Source organism: Herbaspirillum sp., assembly GCF_035644555.1.
In the GTDB taxonomy this organism is placed as follows: Bacteria; Pseudomonadota; Gammaproteobacteria; order Burkholderiales; family Burkholderiaceae_D; genus Herbaspirillum.
Window position 1 is genome coordinate 121,588 of the sequence record NZ_DASQOH010000052.1, and the last position, 18,781, is coordinate 140,368.

The window sequence follows — 18,781 nt, forward strand, 5'->3', positions numbered from 1 at the left end:
AACGGGTAAGATTATAGTCCAAGCCCTCGTCCGGGCTCATGGAATTACGCTATGCAGGCGATAGGTCCTCCCGGTGCAGTTCCGTGAGCGGAACAAAAAGAAGTGCAGCAGTGCAACACCAGAACGATAGCGGCAAATGCCGGTCAGTGCAGCGTCAGCGGCGCTGCCCCGCGCAAATCCGCGAAGCGCCAATTCAATGCCGTTACAATGACGGCTGGTTTTTTTTGCACGGAAGTTATGTCGAAGACGAGTCAAGCCCACATCCGCAATACCAAGGCGCCGGCGCCCCCCATGCCCAGTCGCCTGGTGCGGTTGCTATCGGAGGCACGCTGGCTGGCGCTGGCAGCCTTGCTGGTCTACCTGGTACTGATCCTGCTGACCTATTCCAAGACCGACCCCGGCTGGTCGGTGGCCAGCTCGGTGCCGCGCGTGGGCAACTGGGGCGGCCGGGTGGGCGCCTGGATGGCCGACCTGATGCTCTACATCTTCGGCCTGTCGGCCTGGTGGTGGTGCGTACTGGTAGCCCGTTCGGTATGGACCGGCTATCGCCGCCTGTCCAACCGCTTCCTGGTGGCCCAGCCGGTGGAGCCGGAACACCAGCAGGAACCGCTGATCCGCGCCGTCGGCTTCGTCTTCATGCTCACCGGCAGCATGGGCATCGAATTCACCCGCATGCACCGCTTCGCGCCCAAGCTGCCGCATTCTTCCGGAGGCGTGCTGGGCGAGATGATCGGCGCCGGCATGCAGCCGACCTTCGGCTTCACCGGTTCGACACTGCTGCTGTTGCTGCTGTTCGGGCTGGGGTTCTCGCTGCTGTTCCAGGTGTCCTGGCTGGCGGCGGTAGAGCGCATCGGTGGCCTGATTGAGGACGGCCTGTTCTGGGTGCGCGATTTCTTCGCCGCCCGCGCCGATCGTCGCGCTGGTCAGGAAGCCGCCGTCAAGCGCGAGGAAACAGTGGTCCAGGAACGCGCCAAGATCGTCGAGGCACCGCCGATCCGCATCGAACCGCAGATCGTGGAAGTGCAGAAGTCGGACCGCGTGCAGAAGGAAAAACAGACCAGCCTGTTCGACGACCTCAACAGCGAACTGCCGCCGCTGTCGCTGCTGGATGAAGCGCCGCCATCGCAGCAGACGGTGTCGGTAGAGACCCTGGAATTCACCAGCCGGCTGATCGAGAAGAAGCTTTCCGACTTTGGCGTCGAGGTCAAGGTGGTGGCTGCCTATCCCGGCCCGGTGATCACCCGCTACGAGATCGAACCGGCCACCGGCGTCAAGGGCAGCCAGATCGTCAACCTGGCGCGCGACCTGGCGCGCTCGCTGTCGCTGACCTCGATCCGCGTGGTGGAAGTCATCCAGGGCAAGAATTACATGGGCCTGGAGTTGCCCAACCCCAAGCGCCAGATCGTGCGCCTGACCGAAATCCTCGGCTCCAAGGTCTATAACGACAGTTCTTCCAGCCTCACCGTGGCACTGGGCAAGGACATCGCCGGCAACCCGGTGGTGGCCGACCTGGCCAAGATGCCCCACCTGCTGGTGGCCGGTACCACCGGTTCGGGCAAGTCGGTGGGCATCAACGCCACCATCCTGTCGCTGCTATACAAGTCCTCGCCGCGCCAGGTGCGCCTGATCCTGATCGATCCCAAGATGCTGGAATTGTCGATCTACGAAGGCATCCCGCACCTCTTGGCGCCCGTGGTGACCGACATGCGCCAGGCCGGCCACGCCCTGAACTGGGCGGTGGAAGAGATGGAGCGCCGCTACAAGAAGATGTCCAAGCTGGGCGTGCGCAACCTGGCTGGCTACAACCAGAAGATCGCGGACGCCGACAAGCGCGGCGAGAAGATCCCCAACCCCTTCAGCCTCACCCCGGATGCACCGGAACCGCTGGAGCAGCTGGAAACCATCGTCATCATCATCGACGAACTGGCCGACCTGATGATGGTGGTGGGCAAGAAGGTGGAAGAACTGATCGCCCGCATCGCCCAGAAGGCGCGCGCGGCCGGCATCCACCTGATTCTGGCGACCCAGCGGCCGTCGGTGGATGTGATCACCGGCCTGATCAAGGCCAACGTGCCGACCCGCATCGCCTTCCAGGTGTCGTCCAAGATCGATTCCCGCACCATCCTCGACCAGATGGGCGCCGAGACCCTGCTGGGCATGGGTGACATGCTCTACAACCCGCCTGGCACCGGCCTGCCGGTGCGGGTGCACGGCGCCTTTGTCTCTGATGATGAAGTGCACCGGGTGGTGGAACACCTGAAATCCCAGGGGGAACCGAATTACATCGAGGGCATCCTAGAGGGAGGCGTGCTGGAAGACGCCGACGGCGGTGGCAGCGGTGCTGCAGCCGGCGCCGGTGGCGGCGAAGGCGACGAGATGTACGACCAGGCCGTGGCCGTGGTCCTCAAGCATCGCCGGGCCTCGATCTCGCTGGTGCAGCGTCATCTGCGCATCGGCTACAACCGCGCCGCGCGCCTGTTGGAGCAGATGGAGCAGAGCGGACTGGTCTCCACCATGCAATCCAACGGCAACCGTGAAATCCTGGTGCCGGCGGGTGCCGCCGATGCAGCCGAATAGGAAGCCCGCATCGGCATCGTCGCGGACGTCTCCCACCACGCCCTGAAGGCCGCCCACTTTCGCGCCGGCCGCCACCTCCGGGTGGATCAATCAAGAAGGAATCGAACAACATGGACAATTCCAGAACCGCTTTGCGCTCGCGTCCCGCGCAAGCCCGCACCCTCAACCTCAAGCTGCGCCGCATGGTCATGGCTGCCGGCCTCTCGGCACTGGCCGTGGCCGGTGCCATCGCCATCACCGCGCTCACGCCGGGCCGTGCTTCGGCCGCCGCGCTGGACCAGTTCAAGCAATTCGTCAGCAGCACGCAATCGGCCAAGGGCAGCTTCACCCAGCGCATGGTGCGCAACGAGAATGGCACCTCCAAGGTGGTCAACACCTCCAGCGGCAGCTTCGTGTTTTCGCGCCCGGGCAGGTTCATCTGGACCTACCAGAAACCCTATGAGCAGGTGATCCAGGCCGATGGAGAAAAACTCTTCATCTACGACAAGGACCTGAACCAGGTCACCACCAAGAAGCTGGGCAATGCGCTGGGTTCTTCCCCGGCCGCGATCCTCTTCGGCAGCAACGACCTGGAAAAGAACTTCACCTTGAAGGAGGCCGGCAACAAGGATGGCCTGGAATGGCTGCAGGCCACCCCCAAGAGCCGTGACACCACCTTCGACAACATCGGTATCGGCCTGAAGAACGGCACCCCGGTGGCGATGGAATTGCATGATTCCTTCGGCCAGGTGTCGGTGCTGACTTTCGACAGCTTCGAGAAGAACCCCTCGCTGAAGGGCAACAGCTTCAATTTCGTCGTCCCCAAGGGCGCGGACGTGTTCGACAACTGATCCCGCCCCGCTCCAAAGCAACAGCCCCGCAAGCGCGCGCCTGCGGGGCTGTTTGATTTGAAGAGGGCAGATCAGGCCGGCGGCATCTGCAGCAGCGGCAGCTTGTCGGCCCGGTCCTTCCATTGCGCATGATCCGGCAGGGGCGCCTTGGCCTGGGTGATGGGCTTCCAGCCGGCTTGCCTGGACAGCTTGGCGTTGAGGTCCTCGAAGTGCGCCAGCGCCGCCGGCAGGTCAGTGGCGTTGTAGATGGCCCCGACCGGGCATTCCGGTACGCACATGGAACAATCGATGCAGCCGTCCGGATCGATGACCAGGAAGTTTGGCCCCTCCATGAAACAGTCCATGGGGCAGACGCTGACGCAATCGGTGTACTTGCACTGGATACAGGAATCGGTGACGACGAAGGGCATGGTGGGGCGGGCAGGGCGTTGAATGAGCAGGCGGCATTGTAACGTCTGCGCCGATTGCCTGCTGCCGCCCTCATCGGGCGGTGCTGCGTTAGACTACGGCCTTTGGCGAATGCGCCTTGCAATCCGGCGCCACGCCCGCATCCTGAAAGAACATGAAACCGATTTTCGAGACCGCCCCGATGCGCTCGCCATCGCCGGACCATGCAACCAGTCTGGCCGGGGAGCACCCCCATGGCTGACCTGTTTGCACAAGAACCCGCTGCGCCGCTGGCCGAAGCCCTGCGTCCCAGGACGCTGGACGAGGTCATCGGCCAATCGCACCTGCTGGGCGAAGGCAAGCCCCTGCGCCTGGCCTTCCAGTCGGGCAAGCCGCATTCCATGATCTTCTGGGGGCCGCCGGGGGTGGGCAAGACCACGCTGGCGCGCCTGACGGCAACCGCCTTCCAGTGCGAATTCATCGCCTTGTCGGCGGTGTTCTCGGGGGTCAAGGATATCCGCGCGGCGATGGAACAGGCCGAGCAGAACCTGGCCATGGGCAAGCACACCATCCTGTTCGTGGATGAAATCCATCGCTTCAACAAGTCGCAGCAGGATGCGCTGCTACCCTACGCCGAGAGCGGTCTGGTGACCTTCATCGGCGCCACCACCGAGAATCCCTCCTTCGAGGTCAACTCAGCGCTGCTGTCGCGGGCGCAGGTGTATGTGCTCAAGTCCCTGAGTGACGACGAACTGCGGCTCCTGCTCAAGCGCGCCCAGGAAAAGGCGCTGGGAGAACTGCACTTCGACGAGCAGGCCACCGACACCATCATCGGCTACGCCGACGGCGATGCACGTCGCTTCCTGAACCTGTTGGAGCAGACGGAAACCGCTGCCCGCACCACCGGCACGGTGCTGGTGACGGCCGATTTCCTGCAAAATGCGCTGACCCTGAACAGCCGCCGTTTCGACAAGGGCGGCGACAATTTCTATGACCAGATTTCAGCCCTGCACAAGTCGGTGCGCGGTTCCCACCCGGACGCGGCGCTGTACTGGCTGACCCGCATGCTGGACGGCGGCGCTGATCCACGCTACCTGTCACGGCGCATCGTGCGCATGGCCTGGGAGGATATCGGCCTGGCCGACCCCCGTGCCATGCAGATCGCCAACGACGCCGCGCTGACCTATGAGCGGCTGGGGAGTCCCGAAGGCGAGCTGGCGCTGGGCCAGGCGGTGATCTACCTGGCCGTGGCGGCCAAGAGCAATGCCGGCTACAACGCCTACAACGCCGCCCGCGCCTTTGTGAAGCAGGACAAGAGCCGCGAGGTGCCGGTGCACCTGCGCAATGCGCCGACCAAGCTGATGAAGGAACTGGGCTACGGACATGAATACCGTTATGCCCATGACGAACCCAATGCCTATGCGGCGGGGGAGACCTATCTGCCGGATGGCATCGATGAGCCGGGCTGGTATCAGCCGGTGCCGCGTGGGCTGGAGATCAAGATCGGCGAGAAGCTGGCGACCCTGCGCAAGTGGGATGAGGAAGCCGGTAACGACTGAGTGCGGCAGTAGAAGACGGCCTTAGATCACCACATCGTAGCGGATCGAGGCCTCCCCCTTTTTCACTCGTACCGACTGGATGGCGATCCTGCCGATCTCGCCCAGTGACGCCACATGCGTGCCGCCGCAGGGATAGGCGGGCAGGGCCCCGAAACCGACCTGGCGGCGTCCACCTTCGCTGGCGAGCGCGCAGGCCAGGTCGTCGGCAATGAGGGCATTGCAGCGGCGTTCGATGTCTGCCGCTTCCAGTTCCTGCACGCCGGCGTCGGGGGCGCTGACGCCGACGACACGACCTTCCCCTGGCCAGTGGTGAGCCTTGGTGGCGCGCCATCCCAGTTGTGCCATCACATAGCCGATCACATGCCCACCGGAATGCAGGCGCGCATGCAGCTGCCGTGGCTGGGGATCTACCTTGGCGCGGATCGGGCCGGCTGCAACGGCCGCGCTGGTGTAATGGATGATCTCGTCGCCTTCGCTCACGACCTTCGTTACCTCGACTGCGCCCAGCCAGCCGACATCGCTGGGCTGGCCGCCACCTTGCGGATGAAACGGCGTGGCCGCCAGATGGACCGCGTAGCGACCATCTTCCAGGGGAGTGCAGCTCAACACTTCGGTATCGGCTTCCAGCGCTGGCTGGGTCAGGTAGAGGCGGTCGGTCACAGCTGGCCTTTCGGTCGATCAGGGAGAGGGATGGGAATTGTATCGTCCGGATGAAGTTGCGATAATCCATTACCTAAGCAAATAATCTTTGCTCCATGAGCACAAATCAGAGCATCGCCCTGCTCAACGAAATGGCCGTCTTTGCCAAGGTGGTGGAGACGGGCAGTTTCTCGGAAGCGGCGCGCCAGCTGGGCGCGACGCCCTCGGCTGTCAGCCGGGCCATTGCACGCCTGGAAAAGGCACTCGGCACGCAGTTGCTGCAACGAACCACCCGCAAGCTGCGGCTGAGCGAGAGCGGGCGTGACATCCACCAGCGTTGCCGGGAAATGCTGGACGCCGCGCAATCGGTGCTGGCCGCCTCCGGTGGCTTTGATGCCGCGCCGCAGGGGCAGGTCCGGGTGAGCGTGCCCAAGGCGGTCGGGCATTACCTGGTGCATCCGCATGTGCCGGATTTCCTTGCCGCCCATCCCAGGGTGGACGTCCTGTTGAGGCTGGAAGACCGCTACATGGATCTGATCGATGAGGAGGTGGATCTGGCCATCCGCATCACAGACCAGCCGCCGCCGGGCCTGATGGGGCGCAGGTTGACGCGCATCGAGCACCTGCTGTGCGCCACGCCGGAGTATCTGGCGCAGCACGGCACGCCTCAGCATCCACAAGGACTCAAGACACATTCCTGCATCTACCTCGGTGAGGCGCCCGGGGACGCGCGCTGGCGCTTCCGCCGGCAGGGCGAACGGGTCACGGTCGAGGTGCGGGGGCGCTATGCGGCCAACCATACCGGCGTGCGACTGGATGCAGTGCTGCGCCATCTTGGTATCGGCAGCCTGCCGTATTTCGTCGCCCGGGAGGCGCTGGCGCAGGGGCGTATCGTCCAGGTCCTGCCGCAATGGAGTTTCAGGACGCACTATTGCGGCGATCTGTGGGCGCTCTATCCGGCGACCCGCCATCTGCCGCCCCGGCTGGGGGCTTTCGTCAACTTCCTGGCAGAACGGCTGGCCCGGGAGCCAACCATGGCCGATACCGGCGGACCAGGCTGATCCGTGCCGGCCAGGCCTGATGTCTCAGGCTTCAGCGATCAGGCCGCCGCCCGGTGCCAGACATGGAAGCTGCCTTCCATGGCGGACATGGCGGCGATCACGGTTTCGTAGTTCTTGTCGTTGTCATAGCCGGGCAGGCGTTGCTTCATCGCTTCCATCAGCTCTTCCAGGCCATCGGCGTCGTTGGGGACCAGCACGCCCTTGATACCCTCGGCGGTCTGGCCGGCGATGATCCATTGCGGCTGGGGCAGGCTGTCGTCGCTGATGCGGATGGTGACGTCGTCGATAGCGCTCCAGGCGATGCCTTCGCGCTTGGCGCCACGCACCATGGTACGGATTTCCTGATCGTCGAATTCCACGCTGATCTTGCGCGCCTGCTGTGCCGCCAGGCGGCCGCTGGACAATTCGGCCGCGCCCGGGGCCTGCACCTTCCAGTCGGTCTTGCGCACCTTGGGCGGGATGAAGCGGTTCTTGATCTGCTGCCCGAAGGCGAAGGCGGCGCCGAAGGAAAGGCCGGCGATCAGTCCGTAGAACAGGCTGGCGTCATTGGACATGTAGTGGATGCCGGCCCACAGCCCCACGGCGAAGGCGGCCACCAGGCCCAGCAGGGAAAACAGGACGGGAACATCGCGCTGCGGGCGCGGGTCGGGCTGGTCGGACATGGGCGGGGGGCTCTCTGGATGACGGGAATGGGCCGAATGGTAACCCGCAAGGCCGGTGGCCGCTACCACGGCCGCAGCATTTTCTTGAGAGGGAAGGGGGCTGGAACCCCGTGACGGGCGCGCGACTTGGTACAATCGCGGTTTCCTGCTTCAAACCTATCGTATTTTCTCCCCATGATCGACATCCAACTCCTCCGTAAAGACATCGAGAACGTTGCGGCCCGCCTGGCAGCCCGCAAGTTCGTCCTGGACGTGGCCGGCTTCAACGCGCTGGAAGCTGAACGCAAGCAGATCCAGACCCGCACCGAAGAACTGCAGGGCAAGCGCAACACCCTGTCCAAGCAGATCGGCATGCTCAAGGGCCGTGGCGAGGATGCCTCCGCGGTGATGGCTGAGGTCAATGGCATCGGCGACGAGCTCAAGTCGTCGGCGGCGCGGCTGGAAGAAGTGCAGCACCAGATGAACCTGTTCCTGCAGGCGGTTCCCAACCTGCCGCACGAGTCGGTGCCGGCTGGCAATGACGAAAGCGGCAATGTGGAATTGCGCAAGGTCGGCACGCCGCGCCAGTTCGACTTCGAGATCAAGGATCACGTCGATGTCGGCGCCCCGCTGGGCCTGGATTTCGATACCGCCACCAAGCTCACCGGTTCGCGCTTTGCCGTGCTCAAGGGTGGCATTGCCCGCCTGCACCGCGCGCTGGCGCAGTTCATGCTCAACACCCATACCATGGAGCACGGCTATACCGAGTGCTATACCCCCTACATCGTCAATGCCGACAGCCTGCGCGGCACCGGCCAGTTGCCCAAGTTCGAGGCCGACCTGTTCGCCGCCAAGAAGGGGGGCCAGGAAGGCGAGGCCGAGAATGCCGCGCTGTACCTGATCCCCACGGCCGAAGTGCCGTTGACCAACTTCGTACGCGACGAGATCGTGGCCGGCGATGCGCTGCCGATGAAGTTCACGGCGCACTCGCCTTGCTTCCGTTCGGAAGCCGGCTCCTATGGCCGCGACACCCGCGGCATGATCCGCCAGCACCAGTTCGACAAGGTGGAAATGGTGCAGATCGTCCACCCCGAGAAGTCCTACGAAGCCCTGGACGAGATGCTGGGGCACGCCGAGACCATCCTCAAGAAGCTCGGCCTGCCGTACCGCGTCATCACCCTGTGTACCGGTGACATGGGCTTTGGCGCGGCCAAGACCTATGACATCGAGGTCTGGCTGCCGGCGCAGAACACCTATCGCGAAATCTCGTCGGTCTCCAACTGCGAAGCCTTCCAGGCGCGTCGCATGCAGGCGCGCTTCCGCAATGCCCAGGGCAAGCCGGAACTGCTGCATACCTTGAACGGTTCCGGCCTGGCCGTGGGACGTACCCTGGTGGCCGTGCTGGAAAACTACCAGCAGGCCGATGGCAGCGTGGATATCCCGGAGGTCTTGCAGCCTTACATGGGCGGCGTGAGCAAGCTGGTGCCGGGCGCCTGATCCGCCTTACCACTGCAGGACGCACGAACGGCCGCCTCGTTTGATGAGGCGGCCGTTTTTTTATCGGTGCGGGGACGAGAAAACGTTTTCCTGAGCGTGCCGGCTAGCCGTCCTTCATGGCCCAGGAGAAGGTGGCCGGGATGCGGCGCTCGATGAAGAGACTGTTGCCCTGGATCTTCTTGGCCTGTTTCTTGGCGCGGGTGGCGGCCGAGGCGATCTGGTGGGGTGACGAGTATTGCGAAGGCTCGATCTTCACCGCGCCCAGCGATAGCGAGACCAGCGGGTGGAACACCCGGTTGCCCTGGCGATCTTCGGTATAGTAGCCGCCACGTGCCACGTCTTCGTCGTAGTAGAAGGCGCGGGTCTCGGCTTCGTAGTTGTCGAGGATGACGCGGCAGCGCTTTTCCCAGTCTTCGCTCTGGAACATGATCAGGAAATCGTCGCCGCCGATGTGGCCGATGAAGTCCAGGGCAGGATCGCAGGCCTGCTGCAGTACGCGGCCGGTAGCCTGGATCATGTCGTCGCCCTTGCGATAGCCATAGACATCGTTGAAGGGCTTGAACTGGTCCAGGTCACAGTAGCAGATGCAGAATTCGACGCCGCTTTGCAGCAGGTATTCGATGTGGTCGTTGATGGGGACGTTGCCCGGCAACTGCGTGAGCGGATTGGCGTGACGGGCGGCGTCGATCTGCATCTGCGTGATTTCGCGCAGCAGGTCGTGGCCGGTGCCCAGGCCCACATACTGGCCACGGTCGGTGATGATGAAGCCATTGGAGAGGTGGTGCGTCTCGGCCTGCACCAGCAGGTTGGAGAGATCTTGCAGACTGGTGTCCTGCTCGGTCAGCAGGGGATTGGGGTCCATGAAGAAGGCGCAGGACTTCTTGCCGTACAGCTCGCGCCCGTACAGGCGGGCGAAGCGTTCCACCATGCTGTAGCGGTTGATCAGGCCGATCGGCAAGCCGTTGCTGACCACCGGCAGGGCCTGCAGCTGCGGGTCGTTGACGAACATGTCGTAGGCCGCATCGTTGGTGACTTCCGGGCTGACGTATTGCGTCTCGCGCAGCAGCTTGGCGACGGTGGCGCTGCGCTTGCCGGGGCCGTACTTGTTGGCATGGAGCGGTACCTTGTCGCGGCGCAGGGTCTTGCTCACATCATCCGAGATCGAGACCGGCGGCTCCGGCAGCGGGCGCGAGATGTGGTAGCCCTGGCCGCAGGCGATGCCCAGATCGCGGATGGTCAGCAGCTCGGCCTGCGATTCGATGCCTTCGGCGATGACGATGGAGCCGGATTTCTCGGCGATCTCCTGGATCGAGCGCACGAACTGCAGCTTCATCGGATCATGGTTGATGCCCTGCACGAAGTGCATGTCGATTTTGACGTATTCCGGCTGCAGTTCCGACCACAGGCGCAGGCTGGAGAAGCCTTCGCCGAGGTCGTCGATGGCGATCTGGAAGCCCATGTCGCGGTAGTGCATGGCGGCATTGCGCAGCAGGGCGTAGTCGTAGGTAGGTTCGTTCTCGGTCAGTTCGATGATGATGCGCTGCGGATTCACGCCCAGCTTTTCCAGGTAGCGCAGGGTTTCGCCCTGGATCGCCTCGGGCTGCATCAGCGCCCCGGGGGAGACATTGAGGAACAGGTTGCCCGGCAGGCCGAGTTGCGCAAAGCGGGTCAGCACGATGTGCCGGCACAGGTATTCCATCTGCACCGACAGGTTGTGCGCGCGCGCCACCTTGAACAGTGCCAGGGGCGAGTGCAGGGGGGTGTTGGACGGCCCCCGGATCAGTCCTTCATAGCCCAGGATTTCGCCATTGCGCATGCGCACGATGGGCTGGAACAGGGCGGACAGCTTGCGCTGGGCGATGATCTCGTGCAGCAGCGAGAGCATCGGGTCCTCGGCGTCGCGCAGGGCGGCGCCGGAGGCGCGGGCAAGCAGATCGACGACTTCTGCGCCGAGCGGGAAGGTAGCGTTGGAGAGGGGCGCCATCTGGCTGATCCGGGTCTGAAAGTCGAAAGAACGGCAAATAGTTAACGGATGCTAGAAGTGATTTATGACAAGATGATGATAAGAAATACAGTCGTGGCGGTTTGCAGATGAAGAAAGCTTCTTTCACCACGTCGCGGTCGGCACAACGGAACGAAAGGCTAATTTTTTTAAGGTTTTTTTAAAAAAACATTCCACTATGAAAATAGTTCTGATATAGTCGCTGTCTTTGCTGCACCACGCAGTGAAACGACCGAAGTTAACCGGAGAGGTGGCAGAGTGGTCGAATGTACCTGACTCGAAATCAGGCGTACGGTTTCCCGTACCGTGGGTTCGAATCCCACCCTCTCCGCCAGTTGGCTTGATGTTGTAGAAGTTGTAGAGATAAGGCTCTGAATTTTTCAGGGCCTTATTTTTTTGTCTGTCGTGCGCGCTGCTTCCGGTGTTGCGACTGCACAGACCGGACGGTCCATCGTCGCCGGCTGCCTTGTCACGCCGTCGCTCCGTTCATCTCAGGCATCGGCTGCCATGCGCTCACGAGGGGGAAGCGCATGCCGCGCCGGCTTTCTCCCGGTGTATGGGAGGATGCATCCACTTCCGTGGCCATACTGTGGCTGCCAGCCGCTTTTTTTCATCCCTGCTCGCGATGTCGTCGTACCTTCACCAGGTCGGCCTTGTTATAGTCGTCAATGCCTTCGTAGCGAGCTCATCATGTCCTTGAATCGTCTGTTCCGGCTCATCTCCATTGCCTTGCTGATGCTGTTTCTGGCGTTTGCGGTCGCACTGGTCTGGACGGAGTGGAATACCTATCGCAGTGGTGCCAACAGCGTACCGGCCTTGCGCAATCTGCGGCTGGCGCTGCTGGCCATGGAAAAGGTCTCGGCGGAGCGTGGCCCGGCTAATGCCTTCATGGCGGCGTCGCCGCAACAGGCCGAGGCCACGATGCGGCAACTGGCCGTTGCCCGGCAGCAGAGCGATGCCGCCCTGACCAGCCTGCATGCTGCGCTGGAGGCCGACCCCCGGCTGCGCCAGTCATGGGCGCTGGACAAGGTGCGCACGGTCGAGCAGGGGCTGGGGCCGGCACGCGCCAACCTGGACCGGGTGGCGCGGCTGGATGCGGACCATCGCAGCGATGTGCTGGTGCTGGCGGCCGTCGCCGGCATGGTGGACCTGATGCCGCTGATGATCCGCGTGGTCAGCGAACTGAGCCTGGAGGTGGACCGCGCAGACCCTCGGCTGCGGGATGGTCTGTCGGCCGTGCGCGCCACCGCCAGCCTGCGCGAATACGCCGGGCAAGTCGGCTCGCGCTTCGTGGCTCCGCTGATCACCCACCGCCAGCTGGTTCAGGACGAGGTCATCGAGATCGGCCGGCTGTATGGTCGTATCGAGCTGCTGCGGGGTGTCATCGCGGCCCAGCTGGCCGGCTATGCGGGTCGGCCCGAGTTCGCTGCCGCCGTCGAGCGGGTGGACAAGGAGTATTTCGACAGCGGTTTCCAGTTCCTCGATTTCCTGCTGCAGATCGGGCTGCATTCCAGCAGTTATGGTGTCACCCCGGCCGACCTGTACAAGTTCTATGTGCCGCAGATGCAATCCATCACCGACCTGCGCGACCTGCTGCTGGCCGACCTGATGCGCCAGGCCGAGCAGAACAACACGCGGGCGCGCAGCCTGCTGGTGCTGGTGGTGGGCTTGACGCTGCTGGCCTGCCTGTTCTTCCAGTTGCTGGTAGTGCTGATCCGGCGGCGCGTGGTGCAGCCGCTGGTGCGGGCCACCGATCTGGTGGCAGGGCTGGTGGAGGGCAAGCTGGAGCAGGAGATCCCCGAGACCCGCCATCGTGACGAGATAGCCGGCATGATGCGCGCCCTGCGCGTGTTAAAGCAGCGCATGCGCGAGCGCACCAGCCTGGCCGCCGAGCGCGAGGCGCTGATCACGCAATTGCAGACTTCGTCCAATACCGACTTCCTGACTGGCATCCTGAACCGGCGCGCCTTCTTTGCCCAGGCCGCGCAGCAGATGGCGGTGGCCGAGCGTTACGGGCGTCCGCTGGCAGTGCTGCTGTTCGACATCGATCACTTCAAGCGCATCAACGATACCCATGGCCACCAGGCCGGCGATCTGGTCCTGCGCGGAGCGGCGCAGACGGCGGCTGCACTGCTGCGCAAGGTCGACGTGTTGGCCCGCTATGGCGGCGAAGAATTCATCATCCTGCTGCCGGAGTCGGGGCTGGAACAGGCCGGCAGCGTGGCTGAAAAGCTGCGCGCGGTGCTGGCGCTGACGGAGTTCGATAGCGAGCAGGGCCAGCGGATCAGGTTCACGGCCAGCTTCGGTGTGGCGGCGTTGCAGGGCGGCGAGGGGCTCGACGAGATGATCAGGCGCGCCGACCTGGCGCTGTACCGGGCCAAGCGCAGTGGTCGCAATCGGGTCGAGCTGGCCGGCATCGAGGAAAACGGCCAGTGACGCCGGATTCAGGTGCTGTCGCGTTCGAGGATGGCGTAGCCTAGGTCGCAGACGGGCTGCGACACCGCTTCGCCATCGAAACGGGTGAGCAGCATCTCGGCGGCCGTGACCCCGATCTGGTGGGCGCTGATCTGAACCGTGGTCAGGGCCGGCAGCACTTCCGGTGCGATTTCCAGATTGGCGAAGCCGGCCAGCGCGATGCGTTGCGGCACGGCGATGGCGCGGCGCGCGCATTCCAGGGCGGCGCCGGCAGCCATCACGTCATTGCTGAAGAAGGCCGCCTCGATGGCGGGTTGTTGCGCCAGCAGGCGGCAGATGGCTTCGCGTCCGGCCTGCAGGAAGGCGCCCATCGGCACCACCAGGTGCAGCGGTTCCGGCGCCGCCTGCGCCAGCAGCGCCTGGCGCAGACCGGCAAAGCGCGCCAGTCCGCGCGGATCTTCGCCGCCGACGAAGGCCATGCGCCGATAGCCCTTGCGGTACAGGTATTGCCCCATGGCGTGGCCGGCAGCGTGGTTGTCGAAGCCCACCAGCATGTCGATGGGCTGCGCGCTCAGATCCCATGTTTCCACCACCGGGATGCCGGCGGCCTTGAGGCGCTGGCGGGTGCGCGCGGAGTGCTGCACGCCGGTGAGCACCAGGCCATCCACGCGGCGACCGATGAAGGCTTCCACCAGTGCGGTCTCGGCCGCTTCCGAATAATTGGTCTGCCCCAGCAGCAGCTGGTAGCCCTGCAGGCTCAGCTGTTCCGACAGGCCGCGTACGCTTTCGGCGAAGATCGAATGGCTGATGGTGGGCACGATGGCGGCCACGATCCGGGTGCGGCGCGAGGCCAGGCCACCGGCCAGCATATTGGGGATGTAGCCCATGCTGCTGATGAAGGCCTCGACGCGCTCGCGGGTGGCCGGCGCGACCTTCTCCGGCGTATTGATGACCCGCGATACCGTGATGTGCGACACGCCGGCGGCGCGGGCCACGTCTTCCTTGGTGATGGCGCGGGCGGGCGCAGTGGCGGTGGCGGTTTTGCGGGTCATGGAATCGGGTGGTGACGGGTTGTCGCAAGCATAACAGCAGCTCGCCCCGGCGGGACCTGCGGACCTCCGCAGGCCGTCGGTGGGCGACGCGCGGCCGGCTTCATTCGCGCGATTCAGTCGCGGTCATTGAAGGCCGAGATGTGCGAGACCTGGAATACGCCCGACAGCGACTGCAGCTCATTGCGATGCAGCTGCGCCAGTCGATGCAGGTATTGCTCGCCCAGGTCGGTCAGGCGGACCTGCACCAGCCGCTTGTCGCGGTCGTCCGGGGTGCGGGTCACCAGGCCCGCCTTTACGCAGCGTGTCACCAGCGCCACCACGCCGTGGTGCTGGGCCTGCAGGCGTTCGGCCAGCTCGCTGATGCTGGCCCAGTCGCGTCCCGGAAATCCCTTGATATGCAACAGCAGCAGGTATTGCAGGGGCGTGAGCCCCTCGCTTTGCGCCGCCTCCTCGGAAAAGCGCAGGAAACGTCGCAACTGGTAGCGAAAATCCGACAGAGCCTCGAAATCTTCCTTTTGCAGGCGGCTGGCGCTTTTCATGAGTGCCGGCCTTGGCGCGCGAGGGCCTTGGTGGTCGGGGTAGTCCCCGAAAGAGGGGCGATGAGAAGGGGTAAGCGGGACATATATATCATCTTGTGATGTAATTGCGGTATTTGCCTGGAGCCTCGCGCCCGGGCTGTCGTCTGCCCAAGTCGTTACGGAACGGATATGCCCGATTCTATCTTGCTGTGGTTCAAAAGTTTTATTCCTGCCAAGACCAATGTCGATCGCTTCGAGCGCATGCGCTCCTGCGTGGGCAGCCTGTTCGGGATCCTGATGGTCGGCCTGATCAGTTATGCGCTGCTGCCGCACGATGCACGGACCATCTGGCTGATCGCCCCCATGGGCGCGTCGGCGGTGCTGCTGTTTGCAGTGCCATCCAGTCCGCTGGCCCAGCCCTGGTCCATCATCGGCGGCAATCTGTGCGCCGCCGTGATCGGCGTAACTTGCGCCAGGCTGGTCCAGGAGCCGGCCTTGGCGGCGGCGCTGGCAATTTCGCTGGCCATCGGCGCGATGTTTCTGTTGCGTTGCATCCACCCGCCCAGCGGTGCGGTGGCGTTGACCGCCGTACTGGGCGGGCCGGTGGTGCATGAGATGGGCTATGCCTTCGTGCTGTCGCCGGTCCTGCTCAATTCGGCGCTGTTGTTGCTCGCCGCACTGTTTTTCAACAATGCCACCGGACGTCGGTATCCGCATGCTCAGCACAGTGGCGCAGCACATCCGCACCAGACCCGTGATGAACTGCCGATCACGCGGCTGGGGTTTTCGCATGAAGACCTGGATCAGGTGTTGAAGAATTTCAACCAGGTGCTCGACATCGGGCGCGACGATCTGGAAGAGATCTTTCTGCAAACCGAGATGCGTGCCTATCACCGCCGGTTCGGCCAGACCCTGTGTGCGGCGGTCATGTCACGCGATGTGGTAGCGGTAGAGTTCGCCACCGGGCTGGACGAGGCCTGGCGGCTGTTGCAGCAGCATCGGCTGCGCGCCATGCCGGTACTGGACCGCGGGCGGCATGTGATTGGCATCATCAGTCGCAGCGATTTTCTGGAGCATGCCGGGATCGAGGTGCATACCGGCCTGGCGGCACAATTGCGTCGGCTGTTGCACCGTGTGCCGTTGAGTCACTCGGACAAGCCGGAGGTGGTGGGGCAGATCATGAGCCGTCCGGTAATTACGGCGCAGGTGGATACGCCTGTGCTGGAGCTGGTGCCGCGCATGGCCGATGGCCTGCATCAGATTCCGGTGGTGCAGGCCGATGGCAAGCTGGCCGGGATGCTCACGCAATCGGACATGATCGCCGCGCTCTATGAAAAGAACCTGGCCGCGGCCCGCACTGCACCGGGACTGCGCAGTGCGGCTTGACAGTCGGGGCGGCAAGGCGGATGGTGAATGCCCGGGGCCGCGCCTGGCGGCCTGCTACTTCACATAGGGAGCTGATCATGAGAACAGGTGCGATGGTTCTGGCGCTCTGCGGGGTCTTGCTGCTGCAGGCATGTGGTCGCAAGGGTGGTAATCCGCCACGGCCGGTGACCTCGGGACTGATGCCGATGGTTCAGGTGGCGTGAGGCAGACGACGCAAGCGCGGCTGGGTGAAACGGGATGAGGGAGAATGAGGCCGTGCCGCAACAGTTATTAGACTGGTGAATATCTGCTATTGCCACAATAAAGCAGACTCCGCAATGGGGCATCGCTATAGTTGCACCTGTCTCCTCCAATCTCCTCCTTAAGAAATTGGATTCAAGCCCGCACCGTATGGTCGCGGGCTTTTTTTTGCTCGTTCGTTCGGTCTTGCGCAGTGTGGGGTGATTATCCCTTCCGGTGGTAGGGAGGAAGGCCCACTGGTTCTTGGTAAGATGCGGGGATACGGCGCGCACGGCAATGTTCGATGCCCTCGCCATGCCGCTTCATGTTTTTTGCCCAGATTCTGTTCAATGTCTTCCACTCCCTTGTCCCCGTCGTCCCTGTCACCCCTGCCTGAGCGGCCCGATACGCCCTGCGTGGCGGTCTGCTCGACCACCTTCGATGATGTCTGCCGCGGGTGCGGTCGCACCGTCGACGAGGTGGCGCAGTGGGTCTTCATGAACGTGGAGCAGCGTGAGGTGGTGTGGCAGCGCATCCTGGCCGAAGGCTACCCGCGCCGCAACTACTGAGGGTCGGCGTTCCCGCTCCCGAAGAACCGGACGCCGGCCTGGCGCAGCATGCCCGTCAGCGCGATCAGCGGCAGACCGGTCAGCGCCGTCGGGTCGTCGCTGCGGATGCTTTCCAGGATGGCGATGCCCAGCCCCTCGTTCTTGGCGCTACCGGCGCAATCGTAGGGTTGTTCGATGCGCAGGTAGGCGTCCAGCTCGGCATCCTCCAGGTCGCGAAAGCGCACCAGCGTCTGCACATTGCACAGCTGCGCCGCAGTGGCCGCGTCCGGCCGACGGCCATCCCACAGGCACAGGGCGGTGTGGAAGACCACTTCGCGCCCGCGCATCATCTGCAATTGTTGCAGCGCATTGGTATGGTTGCCCGGCTTGCCGATCTGTCGGCCATCCAGTGTGGCCACCTGATCCGAGCCGATCACCAGCGCCGGGCCGCTGCGGGCGGCGATGGCAGCGGCCTTCTCGCGCGCCAGGCGCAGCGCGGTGGTTTCCGGGGCTTCGCCGGCCAGCGGGGTTTCATCGATGTCCGGAATCATGGTCTCGAACTGCAGGCCGAGCCGGCTCAGCAATTGCTTGCGATAGACCGAGCTGGAGCCGAGGATCAGGCGGGCGGGGGAGGGATCGGGGTGGGGGCGCGACATGATGATGGAGAGGACGATGATGCGACTCTGGCAAGTAAAACCCGGATTTTGGCGGAAAATCGTGGCGAAAGCGGTTTTGTTGTGACAAGTCGTGCATTTTTTTATCGGCAAGACGCAATTGGCCCGCTAAGGCTTTGACTGGTAAGGAAATTTTCTGTTATGATCGCAGGTTTTCCGGATTCTGCTTTAGCTATGAATGCATTTGTCATTGACGCGTTCGAATTCTGCAGGCTGAAACAGCAGGCGCAGGGTGAGATTCCGGTTGCTGAATTAGGTCGTCTGGCGCAAGAGACGGTTGACCGTTCCGGCGCGATTCGTTGGGCCTTGTCCGGCGATATCGACAAGCTGGGGCACGCTCAACTCAGTCTGGCAGTGTCGGGTGCGGTTAATCTGATCTGTCAGCGTTGCCTGACGGCATTGAATTTCGAGATTGATTCGAAGTCGCTGCTGGTATTGGCAAAAGATGAGGCGCAAGCCGACGCCATCGAAGAACTGCTGGATGATGACGGGATCGATGTCATCGTCGGATCGGCAGCCTTCGATGTGAACTACCTGATCGAGGACGATGCGTTGCTGGCCCTGCCGGTGGCGCCCAAGCATGACGTCTGTCCTGAGGGTGGTGTGGCGGCCGAGGCCAAAGGTGCTGAACGGGCTTCCCCGTTTGAGGTACTGAAGAAGTTGAAGCAGTAACAAGTATTGTTGGGGAATGTCTGGTAGATGCCGGGCAGCGGCACAGCGGGTTTGCGGAAACCTGAACCCGGTGTGTTAAAATTTTCAATCTTAAGTAAGGTTTA

At 63.5% G+C, this 18,781-nt stretch carries 17 protein-coding genes and 1 tRNA gene; 11 read left to right on the forward strand and 7 right to left on the reverse strand.

Features of this window, described 5'->3' with window-relative positions; genetic code table 11:
* Positions 1–237: 237 nt before the first annotated feature.
* Entirely contained in the window at positions 238–2,577 is a 2,340-nt protein-coding gene (locus tag VE092_RS14330) for a DNA translocase FtsK (protein ID WP_324877808.1), read from the forward strand.
* 110 nt (positions 2,578–2,687) lie between these two features.
* Positions 2,688–3,407: an outer membrane lipoprotein chaperone LolA gene (gene lolA, locus VE092_RS14335; protein WP_324877810.1), complete on the forward strand. Its 720-nt coding sequence runs from the start codon at positions 2,688–2,690 to the stop codon at positions 3,405–3,407.
* Between the two features lie 71 nt (positions 3,408–3,478).
* Here lolA and fdxA read toward each other — a convergent pair whose 3' ends face one another.
* On the reverse strand, positions 3,479–3,817 hold the full coding sequence (fdxA, locus tag VE092_RS14340; protein WP_324877812.1) for a ferredoxin FdxA: 339 nt from the start codon (positions 3,815–3,817) through the stop codon (positions 3,479–3,481).
* Positions 3,818–4,048: 231 nt separating this feature from the next.
* Here fdxA and VE092_RS14345 point away from each other — a divergent pair, with 231 nt between their 5' ends.
* Complete coding sequence (locus VE092_RS14345; RefSeq protein WP_324877814.1) at positions 4,049–5,353, forward strand: replication-associated recombination protein A; 1,305 nt, start codon at positions 4,049–4,051, stop codon at positions 5,351–5,353.
* 21 nt (positions 5,354–5,374) lie between these two features.
* Here the strand turns inward: VE092_RS14345 and VE092_RS14350 are convergent, their stop codons facing one another.
* On the reverse strand, positions 5,375–6,013 hold the full coding sequence (locus VE092_RS14350; protein WP_324877816.1) for an alanyl-tRNA editing protein: 639 nt from the start codon (positions 6,011–6,013) through the stop codon (positions 5,375–5,377).
* Between the two features lie 95 nt (positions 6,014–6,108).
* Here VE092_RS14350 and VE092_RS14355 point away from each other — a divergent pair, with 95 nt between their 5' ends.
* A complete protein-coding gene (locus VE092_RS14355) occupies positions 6,109–7,053 on the forward strand; it encodes a LysR family transcriptional regulator (protein ID WP_241813793.1) in 945 nt (314 codons plus the stop codon).
* A 38-nt stretch (positions 7,054–7,091) separates the two neighbouring features.
* On the opposite strand, the gene VE092_RS14360 is transcribed toward VE092_RS14355, so the two are convergent.
* Complete coding sequence (locus VE092_RS14360) at positions 7,092–7,715, reverse strand: hypothetical protein (protein ID WP_006463520.1); 624 nt, start codon at positions 7,713–7,715, stop codon at positions 7,092–7,094.
* A gap of 174 nt (positions 7,716–7,889) precedes the next feature.
* Between VE092_RS14360 and serS the strand changes: the two genes are divergently transcribed.
* Positions 7,890–9,191: a serine--tRNA ligase gene (serS, locus tag VE092_RS14365; protein WP_006463519.1), complete on the forward strand. Its 1,302-nt coding sequence runs from the start codon at positions 7,890–7,892 to the stop codon at positions 9,189–9,191.
* A 103-nt stretch (positions 9,192–9,294) separates the two neighbouring features.
* Here serS and VE092_RS14370 read toward each other — a convergent pair whose 3' ends face one another.
* Positions 9,295–11,175, reverse strand: coding sequence for a GGDEF domain-containing protein (locus tag VE092_RS14370; protein ID WP_324877822.1), 1,881 nt, complete (start codon positions 11,173–11,175; stop codon positions 9,295–9,297).
* 262 nt (positions 11,176–11,437) lie between these two features.
* Here VE092_RS14370 and VE092_RS14375 point away from each other — a divergent pair.
* Together VE092_RS14375 and VE092_RS14380 are read left to right on the forward strand one after the other, a co-directional pair.
* Positions 11,438–11,527, forward strand: a tRNA-Ser gene (locus VE092_RS14375).
* A gap of 356 nt (positions 11,528–11,883) precedes the next feature.
* On the forward strand, positions 11,884–13,629 hold the full coding sequence (locus tag VE092_RS14380; protein ID WP_324877824.1) for a GGDEF domain-containing protein: 1,746 nt from the start codon (positions 11,884–11,886) through the stop codon (positions 13,627–13,629).
* Positions 13,630–13,637: 8 nt separating this feature from the next.
* Here the strand turns inward: VE092_RS14380 and VE092_RS14385 are convergent, their stop codons facing one another.
* A complete protein-coding gene (locus VE092_RS14385) occupies positions 13,638–14,660 on the reverse strand; it encodes a LacI family DNA-binding transcriptional regulator (protein ID WP_324877826.1) in 1,023 nt (340 codons plus the stop codon).
* A 113-nt stretch (positions 14,661–14,773) separates the two neighbouring features.
* Complete coding sequence (locus tag VE092_RS14390; protein ID WP_324877828.1) at positions 14,774–15,199, reverse strand: MarR family winged helix-turn-helix transcriptional regulator; 426 nt, start codon at positions 15,197–15,199, stop codon at positions 14,774–14,776.
* A gap of 168 nt (positions 15,200–15,367) precedes the next feature.
* On the opposite strand from VE092_RS14390, the gene VE092_RS14395 reads away from it, so the two are divergent.
* The 3 genes from VE092_RS14395 to VE092_RS14405 all read left to right on the forward strand — a co-directional run bounded on the left by VE092_RS14395 (position 15,368) and on the right by VE092_RS14405 (position 17,352).
* Complete coding sequence (locus VE092_RS14395; RefSeq protein WP_324877831.1) at positions 15,368–16,564, forward strand: HPP family protein; 1,197 nt, start codon at positions 15,368–15,370, stop codon at positions 16,562–16,564.
* Positions 16,565–16,641: 77 nt separating this feature from the next.
* The gene (locus tag VE092_RS14400) at positions 16,642–16,767 is read left to right on the forward strand and encodes a hypothetical protein (protein WP_324877833.1); all 126 of its coding nucleotides are present in this window, start codon (positions 16,642–16,644) and stop codon (positions 16,765–16,767) included.
* A 366-nt stretch (positions 16,768–17,133) separates the two neighbouring features.
* Positions 17,134–17,352 carry a DUF1289 domain-containing protein gene (locus tag VE092_RS14405; RefSeq protein WP_324877835.1) on the forward strand — a complete coding sequence of 73 codons (219 nt, stop codon included), beginning with the start codon at positions 17,134–17,136 and terminating at the stop codon, positions 17,350–17,352.
* Here VE092_RS14405 and VE092_RS14410 read toward each other — a convergent pair.
* Complete coding sequence (locus VE092_RS14410; RefSeq protein WP_324877837.1) at positions 17,346–17,987, reverse strand: Maf family nucleotide pyrophosphatase; 642 nt, start codon at positions 17,985–17,987, stop codon at positions 17,346–17,348. The genes VE092_RS14405 and VE092_RS14410 overlap by 7 nt on opposite strands.
* 159 nt (positions 17,988–18,146) lie before the next feature.
* Between VE092_RS14410 and VE092_RS14415 the strand changes: the two genes are divergently transcribed.
* Positions 18,147–18,677, forward strand: coding sequence for a YceD family protein (locus tag VE092_RS14415; RefSeq protein WP_324877840.1), 531 nt, complete (start codon positions 18,147–18,149; stop codon positions 18,675–18,677).
* The last annotated feature ends 104 nt before the right edge of the window (positions 18,678–18,781 follow it).

Coding starts and splice junctions, on each gene's coding strand:
- VE092_RS14330 (WP_324877808.1), top strand. CDS start 238: ATGTCGAAGACGAGTCAAGCCCACATCCGCAATACCAAGGCGCCGGCG.
- lolA (WP_324877810.1), top strand. CDS start 2,688: ATGGACAATTCCAGAACCGCTTTGCGCTCGCGTCCCGCGCAAGCCCGC.
- fdxA (WP_324877812.1), bottom strand. CDS start 3,817: ATGCCCTTCGTCGTCACCGATTCCTGTATCCAGTGCAAGTACACCGAT.
- VE092_RS14345 (WP_324877814.1), top strand. CDS start 4,049: ATGGCTGACCTGTTTGCACAAGAACCCGCTGCGCCGCTGGCCGAAGCC.
- VE092_RS14355 (WP_241813793.1), top strand. CDS start 6,109: ATGAGCACAAATCAGAGCATCGCCCTGCTCAACGAAATGGCCGTCTTT.
- VE092_RS14360 (WP_006463520.1), bottom strand. CDS start 7,715: ATGTCCGACCAGCCCGACCCGCGCCCGCAGCGCGATGTTCCCGTCCTG.
- serS (WP_006463519.1), top strand. CDS start 7,890: ATGATCGACATCCAACTCCTCCGTAAAGACATCGAGAACGTTGCGGCC.
- VE092_RS14370 (WP_324877822.1), bottom strand. CDS start 11,175: ATGGCGCCCCTCTCCAACGCTACCTTCCCGCTCGGCGCAGAAGTCGTC.
- VE092_RS14380 (WP_324877824.1), top strand. CDS start 11,884: ATGTCCTTGAATCGTCTGTTCCGGCTCATCTCCATTGCCTTGCTGATG.
- VE092_RS14385 (WP_324877826.1), bottom strand. CDS start 14,660: ATGACCCGCAAAACCGCCACCGCCACTGCGCCCGCCCGCGCCATCACC.
- VE092_RS14390 (WP_324877828.1), bottom strand. CDS start 15,199: ATGAAAAGCGCCAGCCGCCTGCAAAAGGAAGATTTCGAGGCTCTGTCG.
- VE092_RS14395 (WP_324877831.1), top strand. CDS start 15,368: ATGCCCGATTCTATCTTGCTGTGGTTCAAAAGTTTTATTCCTGCCAAG.
- VE092_RS14400 (WP_324877833.1), top strand. CDS start 16,642: ATGAGAACAGGTGCGATGGTTCTGGCGCTCTGCGGGGTCTTGCTGCTG.
- VE092_RS14405 (WP_324877835.1), top strand. CDS start 17,134: ATGTCTTCCACTCCCTTGTCCCCGTCGTCCCTGTCACCCCTGCCTGAG.
- VE092_RS14410 (WP_324877837.1), bottom strand. CDS start 17,987: ATGTCGCGCCCCCACCCCGATCCCTCCCCCGCCCGCCTGATCCTCGGC.
- VE092_RS14415 (WP_324877840.1), top strand. CDS start 18,147: ATGATCGCAGGTTTTCCGGATTCTGCTTTAGCTATGAATGCATTTGTC.